Origin of the sequence: Vitreoscilla massiliensis (assembly GCF_001457815.1) — a bacterium.
Classification (GTDB): domain Bacteria; phylum Pseudomonadota; class Gammaproteobacteria; order Burkholderiales; family Neisseriaceae; genus Vitreoscilla; species Vitreoscilla massiliensis.
Map to the genome: position 1 here is coordinate 91278 of NZ_LN898221.1, position 13919 is coordinate 105196.

15 protein-coding genes and 1 tRNA gene are annotated in these 13919 nt (G+C 47.0%); 12 read left to right on the forward strand and 4 right to left on the reverse strand.

Features of this window, described 5'->3' with window-relative positions; all coding sequences use genetic code 11:
* Positions 1-39: 39 nt before the first annotated feature.
* From BN3003_RS11935 to BN3003_RS11955, 5 genes are all read left to right on the forward strand, one after another.
* Positions 40-816, forward strand: a complete 777-nt coding sequence (locus BN3003_RS11935) for a hypothetical protein (protein ID WP_147645427.1) — start codon at positions 40-42, stop codon at positions 814-816.
* Complete coding sequence (locus tag BN3003_RS11940; RefSeq protein WP_058356900.1) at positions 813-1712, forward strand: hypothetical protein; 900 nt, start codon at positions 813-815, stop codon at positions 1710-1712. The genes BN3003_RS11935 and BN3003_RS11940 overlap by 4 nt, the downstream gene beginning before the upstream one ends.
* The gene (locus tag BN3003_RS11945) at positions 1712-2281 is read left to right on the forward strand and encodes a hypothetical protein (RefSeq protein ID WP_058356901.1); all 570 of its coding nucleotides are present in this window, start codon (positions 1712-1714) and stop codon (positions 2279-2281) included. The genes BN3003_RS11940 and BN3003_RS11945 overlap by 1 nt, the downstream gene beginning before the upstream one ends.
* A 73-nt stretch (positions 2282-2354) precedes the next feature.
* A complete protein-coding gene (locus tag BN3003_RS11950; protein WP_058356902.1) occupies positions 2355-3119 on the forward strand; it encodes an N-acetylmuramidase domain-containing protein in 765 nt (254 codons plus the stop codon).
* Positions 3116-3517, forward strand: a complete 402-nt coding sequence (locus BN3003_RS11955) for a hypothetical protein (protein WP_058356903.1) — start codon at positions 3116-3118, stop codon at positions 3515-3517. The genes BN3003_RS11950 and BN3003_RS11955 overlap by 4 nt, the downstream gene beginning before the upstream one ends.
* 358 nt (positions 3518-3875) lie before the next feature.
* Here the strand turns inward: BN3003_RS11955 and BN3003_RS11965 are convergent, their stop codons facing one another.
* From BN3003_RS11965 to xseA, 3 genes are all read right to left on the reverse strand, one after another.
* Positions 3876-4898 (reverse strand): site-specific integrase, encoded by a 1023-nt coding sequence (locus tag BN3003_RS11965; RefSeq protein ID WP_058356905.1) that lies wholly within the window; start codon positions 4896-4898, stop codon positions 3876-3878.
* Between the two features lie 220 nt (positions 4899-5118).
* Positions 5119-5203: transfer RNA gene (locus BN3003_RS11970), tRNA-Leu, on the reverse strand.
* 60 nt (positions 5204-5263) lie between these two features.
* Positions 5264-6616 (reverse strand): exodeoxyribonuclease VII large subunit, encoded by a 1353-nt coding sequence (xseA, locus tag BN3003_RS11975; protein ID WP_058356906.1) that lies wholly within the window; start codon positions 6614-6616, stop codon positions 5264-5266.
* Positions 6617-6738: 122 nt separating this feature from the next.
* Between xseA and lpxK the strand changes: the two genes are divergently transcribed.
* The 4 genes from lpxK to adk all read left to right on the forward strand — a co-directional run bounded on the left by lpxK (position 6739) and on the right by adk (position 9454).
* On the forward strand, positions 6739-7755 hold the full coding sequence (gene lpxK / locus BN3003_RS11980; RefSeq protein WP_058356907.1) for a tetraacyldisaccharide 4'-kinase: 1017 nt from the start codon (positions 6739-6741) through the stop codon (positions 7753-7755).
* 11 nt (positions 7756-7766) lie between these two features.
* Positions 7767-7940, forward strand: coding sequence for a Trm112 family protein (locus BN3003_RS18465; protein ID WP_082625654.1), 174 nt, complete (start codon positions 7767-7769; stop codon positions 7938-7940).
* A gap of 2 nt (positions 7941-7942) precedes the next feature.
* Positions 7943-8707 (forward strand): 3-deoxy-manno-octulosonate cytidylyltransferase, encoded by a 765-nt coding sequence (kdsB, locus tag BN3003_RS11985; RefSeq protein WP_058356908.1) that lies wholly within the window; start codon positions 7943-7945, stop codon positions 8705-8707.
* Positions 8708-8797: 90 nt separating this feature from the next.
* Positions 8798-9454, forward strand: coding sequence for an adenylate kinase (adk, locus tag BN3003_RS11990; protein WP_058356909.1), 657 nt, complete (start codon positions 8798-8800; stop codon positions 9452-9454).
* 90 nt (positions 9455-9544) lie between these two features.
* Here adk and BN3003_RS11995 read toward each other — a convergent pair whose 3' ends face one another.
* Positions 9545-10372 (reverse strand): carbon-nitrogen hydrolase family protein, encoded by an 828-nt coding sequence (locus BN3003_RS11995; RefSeq protein ID WP_058356910.1) that lies wholly within the window; start codon positions 10370-10372, stop codon positions 9545-9547.
* Positions 10373-10651: 279 nt separating this feature from the next.
* Here BN3003_RS11995 and BN3003_RS12000 point away from each other — a divergent pair, with 279 nt between their 5' ends.
* From BN3003_RS12000 to BN3003_RS12010, 3 genes are all read left to right on the forward strand, one after another.
* Positions 10652-10858, forward strand: coding sequence for a hypothetical protein (locus tag BN3003_RS12000; protein ID WP_058356911.1), 207 nt, complete (start codon positions 10652-10654; stop codon positions 10856-10858).
* A 37-nt stretch (positions 10859-10895) separates the two neighbouring features.
* Positions 10896-12887 carry a UvrD-helicase domain-containing protein gene (locus BN3003_RS12005; protein ID WP_058356912.1) on the forward strand — a complete coding sequence of 664 codons (1992 nt, stop codon included), beginning with the start codon at positions 10896-10898 and terminating at the stop codon, positions 12885-12887.
* A 122-nt stretch (positions 12888-13009) separates the two neighbouring features.
* Complete coding sequence (locus tag BN3003_RS12010) at positions 13010-13633, forward strand: histidine phosphatase family protein (RefSeq protein WP_058356913.1); 624 nt, start codon at positions 13010-13012, stop codon at positions 13631-13633.
* Positions 13634-13919 lie beyond the last annotated feature (286 nt).

A 13919-nucleotide genomic window follows, 5' to 3' on the forward strand; every position in this document is an offset into this window, starting at 1 on the left:
TATTCATAATACCCACTGATACTTACAGTGGGTTTTTTCATGGCAGAAAACAATGTTGGCCGAATGCGGCAAGTTAAAATCGCATTCATTGAGCACTTGCTTAAAGGCATGGAAGAAATTCAGCCTATCACTCAGCAACTGAGTCGATTTAAAGCCCGTGAATATACAAAGCGCCTAAGAGCAGTTCCAAGTCGCATGGTTGATGATGTGACCAAAATGCTAGAAAGCTTTTGGACTGGCTCAAATGCGAATAATCAGGCGATTGATGCTGAGTTGCCGGTTATGTTCATCGCTTTCGGTAAGAATGACCGGCCAGCACCCGAAAGCCGTGGTCAGCCTTACGTGGTGAATGAAGTCATGCAGTTGGCCAACGATAGCGGCCATTATGATGTGAAGCTGCCTCATCGTGAATACGATGTACAAATTGTATTTGTTGCCCATGAGCATGAATCAGCCATGGCAATGATGGATTATGTCAGCATGTACTTCAATCGATATGACAATCACCGGTGGCCAATTCAATGGCACTACGATGGCCATGATTTTCAAACCTATGGAATGTTTGATGATGGCTTTGAACCTGAGGCTATGAGCATTGACTTGCCTGTCGAACGTTCAAATATCTGCATTTTTTCTTGGAATTTTTCTATCAGCTTTATGAAGCCATTCATTCAAGGTGGAACTGAAGCTTTGATTGATACAGTAGGTATGCAAATAACACCGGTGCAGAAGTCAACATTATTCGGGTTTACTGATGAAGATACTGACAATCCTAATGGTAATTGGAATGCCGATATTGGGGATTGGAATCCATGATTATCCAACTTGAAAACGGTGAAACAATCGATGGTGCAATGATTCAGTCTGCCGTGCTTCGCAATTCATTGACCCCAATTCCTTTTACATTTGAAGCCACAATCCGCATCGATGAAAATATAGCGGAATTTCTGCTCGAGGATAAGGAGATTAAGGTTGGCCGGAATTTAACACCGGTCAAAATTAAGCATGTAAAAGACGACATAAGCACCGTATATCAAGGAAACTACGTTCAGGTTCGCAATATCATTGCATTGCACAGTGATACGTTTGCAATGAGCCATGTGGCTGAAAAAGGCATATTCTTGGAGCAAACCAATCTATCTACTGTATATCAGGCCTGTGGTGGCAAGAGTCAAATCAACAAAGACTTTGTGATTGATAAGTTTTACTGCTTCAAAGGTGAGTTTCCAAGTGTACAGATTCAGGAGATTTGCCAGGAGCACGGTGGTGTTGTTCGCTGGATGCCTGACACCAATGCGCTGGAATTCACCAGAATTTATGATTTGTTTAATCAAGAGCCAACAATGGGCTTGGGTGATTTGATTCTAGCTGATAACACCAAAAAAAGCGGCCTGTTAGAGCGCCATGAAGTGCCTTCGTATGTCAGCACGGCACCGGACGGCTCTTTCATCAAGGGCAATTTTGATAAAGCACGTAATGTGGTTTACAGGCCTGATAAGTCACAGGCCGAATTGAATTCAATGACTGATGTTATTTTGAATGCAAAATCAATTCCAAGCCGGTATGCACCGGAAATTCACTCGGGTGCAATTATCCAATCCGGTGAAACCAAGTTTGTGATTATTACAGCAGCACATGCTTTCAGACAGCCTAATGGCTCAGGCACCGGTGAAAACAGTTGTTCAGTATTTTGGTTGGGGGTAAAACAATAATGGCCTATATTGCAGCGGTAGTTAAATCATATACGGCATCCAGCCATCGCGCACGTATCGAAATACCAGGCATGACAGATGGAGCTGACACATTGCCAGAAGCGGAAATCATGTATCCCGTTGGCCATTTGCACAGTGATACTGAAATTCTGATTCGTGTTGGTGACAAAGTTTACATCGATTGGTTAATTGACGGAGACAGCCGCACACCGGTGATTGTGGGCTACCGAAATCCAAAAACCGGCAATTTGGTGGATATTCGACGAATACGTCAAACCAATATCGAATTGATTGCTGATGCTCATATCCTCTTAAGAGCACCCAAAATCACGCTTGACCATGATGAAATGACTTCTACAGGTATCAATCAGATGCAAGCACAGACCAACCTCAATGGTGGTGCTTCAACAGAATCCGGAGCTGCTCCTGAAGTGCGAGGCGGCCTAGATGTAAAACAAGGTGATTTGAATGTACCAGACGGCGACATGAGCAATAAAGGTGTCAATGTGGGCTCAACCCACTACCATAACGCTCAAGGTGCAACTGCGCCTACTTCAACGGCGAAGTAACAAGGGAACACTGGAAAGACCATAGTCGTTCACTACCTACAATGAAATCCATGAATTTTATGTAGGTAGATTTATGACAACGATTGTTTTAACAGCCGAAGAATTGGCCAATGTCAAAAACGGAGATACTGACATTGCTTGGATTCAAAAGTGGCTTAATATCCATGGCGCTTTGCCTGTTCTTAAAATAGATGGGGTGGGCGGTACGCTAACTCGAAATGCGTTCATCAACGTGTTTGTAAATAAGAATGCCCGCGCAATCAGCTATGAAGAATTGAACACCATTGCGCGAGAGCTTGGTGATGCGAACACCTATCGTATTAAAGCTGTTTCAGTGGTTGAAAGTGGTCAATACGGTGGCTGGTTTGCATCAGGCTTGCCGGCAATATTGTATGAACGCCATAAATACTGGCAATTCGTCAAAAAAACGGCCAATAAGGTGAAGTCGTGGTTTTCAAATCCTGTTGCAGGGGATTACACGATGGACGCGAATCAAAACGGAATCAATGACAGTTGGGAAAAATTGTCTCTTGCTGTCTGCAAGGAGCCTTTGGCAGCACTGAAATCCGTATCAATCGGTAAATTTCAGGTTATGGGGATGTGGTACCAAGAGTGCGGGTATTCACACCCCATAGACATGCTGTGGGCAGCACGCAACTCCGAACTTGCACACTATCAAATGCTCCGTGATTACATTCTCAAAGTTGCCAATTTACAGGCCGCATTTTTGCAATTGAACAGCAATCCTGAAAATTGTCGTGCATTCGCCAGAGGATACAACGGCACTGGATACGCGGTAAAAGGCTATCACATCAAATTGGCCAAGGAGCTGCGATGAATGAAACCGCATTGTGGGGCTATTTGGCCGCATGGTTGGGCGCTGGTTTGGGGACATTGGCCGGTGCCTTGCCAGCAGAGTGTTTTATTGCTGGTTGCTTCCTTGGATTTTGCCTGGTCGGCGTCCATGGTCGGGTCACACGCTGGAACAGCGTATCAACCATTGTTGTGACCGCCTCTATAGCCGGTAGCTTGCCACCGTTCTTTGGGATGGCCTTGGGTCTACCACGAGAAGCATATCTCTTTGTGGCCGTGTTTTCGGCGATTGCATGGCCGTTTATCTCGCTGCGTCTGAATGAATCATTCTTTGCCGCGCTCAATAAAATCATTATGGCACTGCCAGATATTGTTCCAGATGTGATTAAACGCATTTTGAGCAAGAAATTGGGAGGAGACTAAAATGCTCTATTTAATCCAAATCATTTCGTTGGCTGTGATGTTTGTGTTTTCGTCTTGCGCAGTAGCCAAAGAACAGTTTTGTTTGAATTGTAAGCGAGATGTGGCTCATTTGTTCTTTCATGCCACGTTCGGTACCTATGCTTTAGGTCGAGTTTATTGTATGTTGAAATATGACCCTCAAATCTATTTATGGTTGGTGATAGCAGAAGGGATTACCGCCATATTGATTTGCTTGCGATTCGCGTGTTTACGAACACAAATTAAACGAAGGTTAAAAGAACAGTGCCCAATCAAAAAGGCGGTTAAAAATACTTAGCAGAAGAGTACCCACTTGGGTACTCTTGATAATCAATTTACTTTAGACTGAATTCGCATGCATCTTTTCCGCAAGCTCTGGAGCAGAAGGTGCATAATATGTATTCAAAAGCACGCGTAAATCTTTATGGCCAGATATTTTGGCTAACTCCATGGGCTCGTATAGCTTGCATAGTCTTGTAATAGCCTCCCGACGGGTATCATGGAAGTGCAAATCCTCAATCATTGCCAATTTTTTTATTTTTCTAAATTGAGCATCCATTGAAGCTGCTGGTACTTGAAATGCCGTTAAGCCATTATGTGCACTCATTACCTGTTTTAAAATAATTTTTGCTTCAGGAGATAATGGTACATTTCTGGATTCTCCATTTTTGGTGGTTTCCAAATGCACATAATTTTCATCTAGGAATACATTCTTTTTAAGTAATCCTGCAATTTCGCCTTGTCTCATTGCTGTTTCAATAGCAAAGCAAAAGGCGGCACCAACACGCTGAGTTTGTTTTAATGGCGCATTGTCTTTTGAATAGCCAGAGCACAAGCAAATTTTTTCAATTTCTTCTTCTGTAACGCGTCGGGTTCTGGGTTTTGATTTCTGTGGTTTTTTCATGCGTAACATATAATTCTCCGGTAAGAGTCTCCATTCTTTAACAGTCACTGTTAAAACATGGGAAATTGTTGACCATTCACGAATAACTGCATCATTACTTACTTCGGTTAATCTTTTATCTACCCACTGTCGGAGTTGAATATCCGATAGTTCATTTAACAATACAGTTGCCAACGGGGTTTTAAGAATTCGTTTTAAACGTAATGTTTCGGACTTTTGCCCACCTTTTGTTGGTGTCACTTCATTTAGATAGCGTTCTATTACTTCTGAGAACGGTAACTTGGGCGTTAATCCTGCTCGCATGAGTTGCCAGTCAGTTTCTATTTTACTTGCCCATGCCTGGGCGTCGGCCTTTCTGTCAAAGGTCGATGCTTTATTTATTTCGGGTTTGCCATTTTGTGCTTTGTGTCGAACTTGAACCAGCCACTTACCGTTAGCTTTTTTTGTAAAAGTTGCCATTGAGAAATCTCCTACCGCCAAATATCCAAAACAGGTAAAAAATCTGGTTGCAATGTTGGTTGCAATCTTGTTGCAACTATAGCCCAAAAGAGAGCAAATCAAAACAAACTAGAATTTTGTAACCTGAACCAAGTTAAACTTGTGACACTGTGAAAGTAGTTGATTTATAAGGATTTTGTAAAAAATGGCACCTTTTGAAAGGGTGCCATTTCTTGTAGTTTGGTGCGGATGGAGAGACTCGAACTCTCACGCCTTGCGGCGCTGGAACCTAAATCCAGTGCGTCTACCAATTTCGCCACATCCGCATCGATGAGGAGCGCCATTATATGAAAGGCATACGCGCTTGTAAAGCCGATTATGCAAACTTAATCAAATAAGTCTTGTTGGGCGCTGCCAAGCGTGATTTGCGCTGCCGCTTCGCTGTCATGAAAGATGATATTGATGTGCTGTCCAAAGCGCAAATCATTGGCCGAACTCACCACTTGGCCGCGGTGGTTTTTAACCACGCTAAAGCCGCGTTGCAATACGTGTTGTGGCGACAGCGCTTCGAGCAAGGCTTGTTGTTTGTACAAACGCTGTGTTTGTTGTTGCTGCAACGCCGACCATGAATTCTGTAACACTTTTTGAGTTTGCAACAAATGCTGTTGTAAGTATTTGATATTGGGTGAGGCAGCGTGTAATTGCGCTTGTTGCCACAGCAGTTTTTGTTGCTGGCCGCGCAAGTAATTTTGAAAACTGTAACAGATCTGTTGTTGCTGTTGCGATACTTGTAAACGCTGTGCTTTGATTTGTTCGCTTGGGTGCTTCAATTGGCGGGCATACCAATCGATGCGTTGGCTTAAATCTTGGTAACGGCGTTGCAAGGCCAATAAGGAGGCGGCCTGTAAACTGTGTAGGCGTTGTCGTAACACGCGCACATCGGGGCTGACCAGTTCTGCGGCGCCCGTTGGCGTGGGTGCACGCACATCGGCAACAAAGTCGCTTAAGGTAACATCGGTTTCATGGCCGACGCCAGCGATAACAGGGATGTTACAGGCCGCTATGGCGCGCACCACCACTTCTTCATTAAATGCCCATAAGTCTTCGATGCTGCCACCGCCGCGGCATACCAACAGTACGTCGACTTCATTGCGCGCATTGGCAGTATTGATGGCTTTGGCGATTTGGAACTCGCTGCCTTTGCCTTGTACCGCGGTTGGGTAGACGATGATTTTCAAGGAGCTCATGCGCCGCTTTAAGGTGGTGACGATGTCGCGCAAGGCCGCGGTCGCGGTACTGGTGACAATGCCCACGGTTTGGGGGTGAGCTGGCAAGGCTTGTTTGCGCTCGGCATCGAACACACCTTCGGCCGACAATTGCGCTTTCAGGCGTTCATAAGCTTCAAACAAAGAACCCATGCCGGCCAAACGCAATTGGTTGACGCTGATTTGAAATTCACCGCGTGCTTCGTATAAGGTGATTTTGCCGGTGAGCTCGACTTGGTCGCCTTCGCGTAAGGGCGTACTCAAGCGCTCGGCATGGCTTTTGAACAAGGCGCAGCGCACTTGGGCCTTGCTGTCTTTGAGCGAGAAGTAATAATGACCACTGCTGGCGCGGGTTAAATTGGAGATTTCACCGGACACCCACAAATTGGCGAGGTTTTGTTCCAATAATTGGCGCGCTAAGGCATTCAGTTGTGAGACCGCTAAAGGCGGTGGGTTAAACAGATTATCCGACATGGTGGTAAGCAATATTCTTTTACAGGCCGCGATTATAGCCCAAGTCGCTAAGCTGACGCTGCCATTGTGGTGATTTGTGATTTGTTTTACAGTGCGGCATCGTCATCATTGAAATTGGAAGCATGCCGCATTTGATAGAGCGCCATTGGCGCGAGCCGCGTTGGTATTTGACGGTGGTGTTAAAACCGCTGTCATGGCTGTTTAAAATGTTGGTACAACGCCGCCGGAGACTGGTCTTACAACATTTACCCGCACCGCTGGCCGTTCCCATCATTGTGATGGGCAATGTGCATGTTGGTGGTGTGGGTAAAACGCCGATGGTGGTGTCGTTAACCCAGTCTTTGCAGCAACGCGGTATCAAAGTTGGCTTAATCAGTCGCGGCTATGGGCGCGATAATGATGACACTTTGACCGTCACGCCAGAGAGTTTGGCCAGTCAAGTCGGTGACGAGCCTTTGCTTTTGGTCAAAAAAACCCTTGCCCCGATGGTGGTAGCATCGAAACGCTTACAGGCCGCTTTGAGCTTGTTGGCACAACATGAATTGGATGTCATCATTGCCGATGATGGTTTACAACATTATGCGTTAACGCGGCAATTGGAATTGGTGGTGTTTCCCAGTGAAGATGTGGGTAAGCGCTTGGATGTGTTACCAAATGGGCCGCTGCGTGAACCGATGAGTCGTTTGAACAGTGTGAACGCGGTCATCATCAGTCGCACTCAAACACTTCAAGCCGAACACAGCTTGCGACTGCAACTGGATTTATCCCCATCGGTGGCGCTGTTTCAGGCCGATATTCAAGTTGGGACGGTCTATGGTTGGAACACGCAACAGACATGGCAAGGCAAACGCTTGCTGGCGGTGTGCGGCATAGGTCGGCCTGAACAATTTGTGCAGTCTTTGCAGCAAGCGCAAGTCAATTATGTGGATTTACTCAGCTTGCCCGACCATGCTTTGCTTGATTGGCAAAGTCTGCCTTCTGGCATAGAGGGTATCATTACCACCGAAAAAGATGCGGTGAAATGGCAAGGTTTATTGCCTTTACCGGTGTGGGTTTTGCCTATTGATGCTACAATCATGCCTGATTTGGCCGAGTGGGTAGAGCAAACTTTACAACTCGCGCCGCAAAAGAATAATTAAGGAAACACAACATGAATCAAGCTCAATTGGATATTTTGGTTTGCCCTTTGTGCAAAGGCCGTTTGGATTGGGACGCTGCAGCGCATGAACTGGTTTGCACGGCCGATAAATTGGCTTTTCCTGTAAAAGATGGCATTCCTTATATGTTGGTCACCGAAGCCCGCTCAACCGTCGCTGAGGCGTAAACATGAGCGTTCCATTTGTGGTATTGATTCCCGCACGTTTGCAATCAAGCCGTTTGCCGAACAAGCCTTTGGCCGATTTGGGCGGGCGGGCGATGGTGGTGCGTGTGGCCGAACGGGCGAAGCAAACCGGCGCTGAGCGCGTAGTCGTGGCGACCGACAGCCAAGAAATCATTGATGTTTGCGCGCAATATGGCGTGGAAGCGGTGATGACGCGTGCCGATCATGACAACGGTACTGAACGTTTGGCTGAAGCAGCGAACTTGCTGGGCTTGGCACCGGAAGCCATCATCGTCAATGTGCAAGGCGACGAGCCGATGATAGACCCGAAATTGATTCAGCAAGTCGCGCTCTATCTGCATCAGAATCCTGTGCCTGTGGCGACCGCCGCCCATTTTGTGCGCTCAGCCCAAGATTTTAACAATCCGAATGTGGTGAAGGTGGTGTTGAACAAACGCCAAGAAGCGCTGTATTTCAGCCGCGCGCCGATTCCGTTTCCACGCGACGACATGGCGGTGGTGTTGCAAGGAGCCGATGACAAATTGCCACCGGTGTTGCGTCACATTGGCATTTATGGCTATCGCGCCCAATTTTTGGCGACTTACCACCAAATGCAGGCCTCGCCTTTGGAACAGATTGAAAAATTGGAACAGCTGCGGATTTTGTGGCACGGCCATGCCATCGGTGTGGTGGTGACGGACAACATACCGGTTGCGGGTGTAGACACATTGGAAGACTTGCAGCGCATGCAGGCGCACTTCCAAGCATAGCTTTAACTTAAGCGTCTTGTGGGTTTACAGGACGCTTTTAATTTGACTGGGCTCGTTTGAGCCACTCTAAAAAACCGAAAAGGAAGATACATGAAAGTATTGTTATTGGGCGCACCGGGTGCAGGTAAGGGTACTCAAGCACAATTCATTAAAGAAGCCTTCAATATTCCACAAATTTCTACGGGTGATATGTTGCGTGCCGCTGTCAAAGCCGGCACGACTTTGGGCATAGAAGCGAAAAAAATCATGGATGCAGGTGGTTTGGTGCGTGACGACATCATCATTGGTTTGGTGAAAGAACGCATTCAAGAAGCCGATTGTGCCAATGGTTTCTTGTTTGACGGTTTCCCACGCACTTTGGCCCAAGCCGAAGCGATGAAAGAAGCTGGCGTGGTATTGGACTACGTGGTTGAAATCGACGTACCTGATGCGGTGATTATAGAACGCATGTCTGGTCGCCGTGTGCACATGTCTTCAGGCCGCACTTACCACGTGGTTTACAACCCACCTAAAGTCGAAGGCAAAGACGACGAAACCGGCGAAGATTTGATTCAACGAGATGACGACCAAGCCGAAACCGTACAAAAACGCTTGAATGTGTACCATGAGCAAACCGAAGTCTTGGTGGACTATTATGGCAAACAAAGCGTGGAAACAGGCTTACCTGCTTACGTAAAAGTTGACGGTACCCAAGACGTGAACGTGGTCAAAGACCAAGTGTTGGCGCAATTGCAAGAAACCAACTAAGTTAGTTGCTAGTTTGAAGAAAATCAACGCTGCTGAGGCAGCGTTTTTTTTATGGGACTGTCTTGTGCTGAAAATAACCCATACGGTTTTTCAAAAGCGTGTTTGTTGATTATGGCCATTGCTTGGCTCTGGCAACAAGGCGGGATAAACCGAGCTTTGCCACTGGCCTTGCGAGTGTTCCAGCATCAACAATTGCCATGTAAGCCCATGCGCTTTCATTTCAGTCGTCGTGGCCGCCACGCCCAAAAACGCGCCTGTTGGCGAGAAAACACAGCTCTTACCGGTGGCCATATAGCCACCACTGAAACCACTGTAATTGGCCATGGCCACCAGCATGCCATGCTGGCACGCACAGTGCTGCAATTGAGCACAATCCGAAGCATAGCCTGATTCGGTAATCAATACCGAAGCCACATACACATCGGCCTGTAAATCAGCATAATGCTGTGCATGGCTGTCATACAAGGCATCTGCGCAGATGGCCATGCCTATGCGCCGTCCTTGTAGTTCAAATAGCAAGGTTTCGCTGCCCACGCTCACAAACCTGTCTTCCCCAGCATGCAAATGCATTTTGCAATACACCTGCGCTGGCAGGTGATGGCGCAGCAAAAAACTGGCAATGTAAGGTTTTTCTGGTGCTGCTTCATTGAATAAGGGCGCACCGACTATCACACTGATATGGCAGGCATCGACCAGCGTTTGTATGTGCTTGAGTACAGGGTGGGTGGGTGTCACAGCCAAACGCACCGCCTCAGCCAACTCATAGCCGCTTAAAGACAACTCCGGAAATACCAACAGACTGACACCTTGTGCATGGGCCGCTTGCATAAGTCGCAAATGCGTTTGTAAGTTTTGTTCCAGCGCTGTGTGTAAGTGAGTGCAGGGTGAAAACTGTGCCAGTGCCAGCTTAAACGTCATGGAGAATTCTCCTGTGTGATTTAAAGAGTCGGGATGTGAATACAAGGACAAGGTAGCACAAGCACAGCGAAGGCGAACAGTTAGCCCTAGATTAAAGAAACAAATAAACCATATATTATTGTATCGTTAATTAACATAACGCATTTATGCTGTTAAAAATTTCATAGCCTTAAAATAAGCAAATTAACAGCATAGCAAAATAAGTGCATCAATTAATGACTGTAAAACATTCAAGAAAGCCAACAGAAAAGGAGGCGCAGATAGAAGGGCATTAAAACAATGAATACAGCTGAAGCAGAAGATGCTCAATATAAACTGCACTATTCTCAGTGGCTTTTAAAAAACTGTGTTTACAGGCCGCTTTTCAATGCCACAAACGCCTATTTCAGTACAAATCAGACTTGCAATGAAACAGTGATACCGATAGCTGCGGCCTGTGACATCACAATAGGGCAGCAGCGTATTGCAAAGCCAGCACAGGCATGAAAAGTGGTAAAATGCTGTTTTACTCAGCCGCGCCGCCATGTTACTCAATCGCCAACAAAAACAAGCCATCGAATATTTGGATGGGCCTTTACTGGTCTTGGCCGGCGCTGGCAGTGGCAAAACCCGTGTCATCACCGAAAAAATCGCCTATTTGGTCAATAAAGCCGGTTATCCGCCGCAGCAAATCGCTGCCATCACCTTTACCAATAAAGCCGCCAAAGAAATGCAAGAGCGCATTGCAGGCTTGTTGTCTGCGCAGCAATGCAAGTTGCTGAATGTGTCGACGTTTCACTCATTGGGCATGCGCATGTTGCGGGAAGAAGCGAATGAAGTCGGCCTGAAAAAGAAGTTTTCCATTTTCGATGCCGGCGACAGCGGTAAAATCCTGCATGAAATCATCGGCAGCAGTGGCAAAGACGCGCTGTTTCGGGCGCAGCAACGCATTTCGCTGTGGAAAAATGCCTTGCTCAGTCCCGAGCAAGCCTTGGATGGTGCGGAAAATGAGTGGGAGAAGCAAATGGCCTTGGTTTACGCTTCTTACCAAGACACTTTGCTCGCTTACCAAGCGGTGGATTTTGATGATTTGATTCGCTTGCCGACGCTGTTATTGCAGCAAAATGCCGAAATCCGCTACAAATGGCAAATGCGTTTGCGCTATTTGTTAGTCGACGAGTGCCAAGACACCAATGAATGCCAATATGCGTTGATGAAATTGCTGATAGGGGCTGATGGCAAGTTCACCGCCGTTGGCGACGACGACCAAAGCATTTACGCATGGCGCGGCGCCAATATGGAAAATCTGCGCTTACTGCAGCAAGACTACCCGAATCTGGAAGTGATTAAACTGGAGCAAAATTATCGCTCTAGCGCGCGCATCTTGCGCATTGCCAACCAAGTCATCAGCCACAATCCGAAATTGTTTGAAAAAAAACTGTGGAGCGAATACGGTTTGGGCGATGTGGTGCAGGTATTGGCGTGCAAAAACGAAGAACACGAGGCCGATACCGTTGCCAACCGCATTTTGTTCGCCAAAAACAGCCATCCCAAAATCAAATTATCCGATTTCGCCATTTTGTACCGCGGCAACCACCAAGCCAAATGGTTGGAAGAAGCGCTTCGTAGCGCGCGCATACCCTACAAAATGTCGGGCGGGCAAAGCTTTTTCGACCGCGCTGAAATCAAAGATGTGTTGGCTTACATCCGTGTGCTCAACAATCCCGACGATGATCCCGCCTTTATCCGCGCCATCACCACGCCCAAGCGCGGCATAGGCGAGTCCACGTTGAACCGCTTGAATGAATTTGCGCGCGATCACAATCTCAGCCTCTATCAAGCGGCGCAAGACACTGGTGCTTTATCAACGCTGGCGACCAAGGCCAAGCAAGATTTGCAGGTGTTTATGTTGCAAGTGGCGCAATGGCAAAGCGATGCGGCCTGTAAGCCTGCCGGCGAGTTTCTCAATGCTTTGCTGGACAGCATCAAGTTTGAAGCACACTTATTGTTGCATGAAGAGGGCAAATCGGGCGAAATCAAGTGGCGCAACGTCATGGATTTGCAGCGTTGGATTGCCAATAAAGGCGAAAAAGACGGCAAAAACATCTTGGAAATCGGCCAAACCATCGCCTTGATTACCTTGCTTGAAGGTAAGGAGCAAGAAGAAGTCGATGCGGTCAATATGATGACGTTGCATGCGTCCAAAGGCTTGGAATTTCCGTATGTGTATTTAATCGGCTGTGAAGAGGGTGTGTTTCCGCATGGCGACAGCGTTGAAGAAGGCAATTTGGACGAGGAGCGGCGGCTGATGTATGTCGGTATTACCCGCGCCAAGCAAAACCTGACCTTAACCCATTGTGTGAAACGCAAGAAAATGGGGCAATGGCAGTTTATGACGCCGAGCCGCTTCATCGATGAAATGCCGCAAGAAGACATCGAAATCCTTGGCCGCAAAGACAGCGCGCCCATCGTGTCTAAGGCCGAAGGCAAAAGCCGCTTGTCCAGCATGATGGACATGTTAAAAGACAAAAAATAAGCCTAATTGGCTCTGGCATGGCTTTACAGGCAGCCTATATTGTTGCGCGATGTGCATCAGTAAGCGCGGACTCATCCATCATTTATGCATCATTGCGGTCACGATTACCCACAGGAGCAGACATGTTACAGACTTTGTATCTGATACGGTATGGTGAAAGCACGGCCAATGTCGGTGGCGCGGCGGTGCTGGACAAGTTGATTGAATTGACCGCACGCGGGCAAGAGCAAGCGCAAACCCTGTTACAACGCTTGGATGGGCAACACACCACCGCTGTGTACACCTCAGAAATGCGCCGCACCCAACAAACGGCGCAAGCGATGTGTGAGCGTTGGCAATTGTCCGCGCAAGTTTTGCCGTGTTTGAATGAAATGTGCCCATTGGATTTTGACCGCATTGCCCACGTCAGCGTGGAAGAGCGGCGGCGTTTGGCGAAAGAATATTGGTTACAGGCCGCTTGTGACTACCAAGATGGGCCTTTGGCCGACAGTTTTACGCAGTTTGATGCCCGCGTCGATGCGTTCTTACAGCTCGCGCCGAGCTTGCCCAATCACAGCATGTTGTTCACCCACGGCATTTGGATAGGCTTATTGGCGTGGAAGCTGATGGGTTTTGCCGTGACCGATGTCGCCAGCAAAACCAAATTCCGCCAATTCCAAACCGCGATGAACATGAAAAACACTGTGGTGTATCGATTGTGCAGTGACAGCGATACAGGTTTAAGGCAATTGGCGTATTACGCGTGATGGTTGGTATATCAATGAAAAAATACATTTACAGGCCGCTTGTTCTGATACAAGCGGCCTGTAAATGTTTCTAATATTTGATTTAAATCATTTATAGGGATTGTATTGAAGTCTATGGCTTTTATAGGGCTAATCTGGCTGGCATTACATATATTATTGAAACTTGTTTGCTGGAACTGGCAGCCACCAAAATAGATAAAGCAAAGACATTACCAGAACATTGGCTTTTAAAGCGTTCAAAATCAATCAATTCGATGATTTAGCTAAGAAAATCAATCGAATTAAA

What these genes read in the sequence shown, in the direction of transcription:
- BN3003_RS11935 (WP_147645427.1), top strand. Translation starts at nt 40, where the DNA reads ATGGCAGAAAACAATGTTGGCCGAATGCGGCAAGTTAAAATCGCATTC.
- BN3003_RS11940 (WP_058356900.1), top strand. Translation starts at nt 813, where the DNA reads ATGATTATCCAACTTGAAAACGGTGAAACAATCGATGGTGCAATGATT.
- BN3003_RS11945 (WP_058356901.1), top strand. Translation starts at nt 1,712, where the DNA reads ATGGCCTATATTGCAGCGGTAGTTAAATCATATACGGCATCCAGCCAT.
- BN3003_RS11950 (WP_058356902.1), top strand. Translation starts at nt 2,355, where the DNA reads ATGACAACGATTGTTTTAACAGCCGAAGAATTGGCCAATGTCAAAAAC.
- BN3003_RS11955 (WP_058356903.1), top strand. Translation starts at nt 3,116, where the DNA reads ATGAATGAAACCGCATTGTGGGGCTATTTGGCCGCATGGTTGGGCGCT.
- BN3003_RS11965 (WP_058356905.1), bottom strand. Translation starts at nt 4,898, where the DNA reads ATGGCAACTTTTACAAAAAAAGCTAACGGTAAGTGGCTGGTTCAAGTT.
- xseA (WP_058356906.1), bottom strand. Translation starts at nt 6,616, where the DNA reads ATGTCGGATAATCTGTTTAACCCACCGCCTTTAGCGGTCTCACAACTG.
- lpxK (WP_058356907.1), top strand. Translation starts at nt 6,739, where the DNA reads ATGCCGCATTTGATAGAGCGCCATTGGCGCGAGCCGCGTTGGTATTTG.
- BN3003_RS18465 (WP_082625654.1), top strand. Translation starts at nt 7,767, where the DNA reads ATGAATCAAGCTCAATTGGATATTTTGGTTTGCCCTTTGTGCAAAGGC.
- kdsB (WP_058356908.1), top strand. Translation starts at nt 7,943, where the DNA reads ATGAGCGTTCCATTTGTGGTATTGATTCCCGCACGTTTGCAATCAAGC.
- adk (WP_058356909.1), top strand. Translation starts at nt 8,798, where the DNA reads ATGAAAGTATTGTTATTGGGCGCACCGGGTGCAGGTAAGGGTACTCAA.
- BN3003_RS11995 (WP_058356910.1), bottom strand. Translation starts at nt 10,372, where the DNA reads ATGACGTTTAAGCTGGCACTGGCACAGTTTTCACCCTGCACTCACTTA.
- BN3003_RS12000 (WP_058356911.1), top strand. Translation starts at nt 10,652, where the DNA reads ATGAATACAGCTGAAGCAGAAGATGCTCAATATAAACTGCACTATTCT.
- BN3003_RS12005 (WP_058356912.1), top strand. Translation starts at nt 10,896, where the DNA reads ATGTTACTCAATCGCCAACAAAAACAAGCCATCGAATATTTGGATGGG.
- BN3003_RS12010 (WP_058356913.1), top strand. Translation starts at nt 13,010, where the DNA reads ATGTTACAGACTTTGTATCTGATACGGTATGGTGAAAGCACGGCCAAT.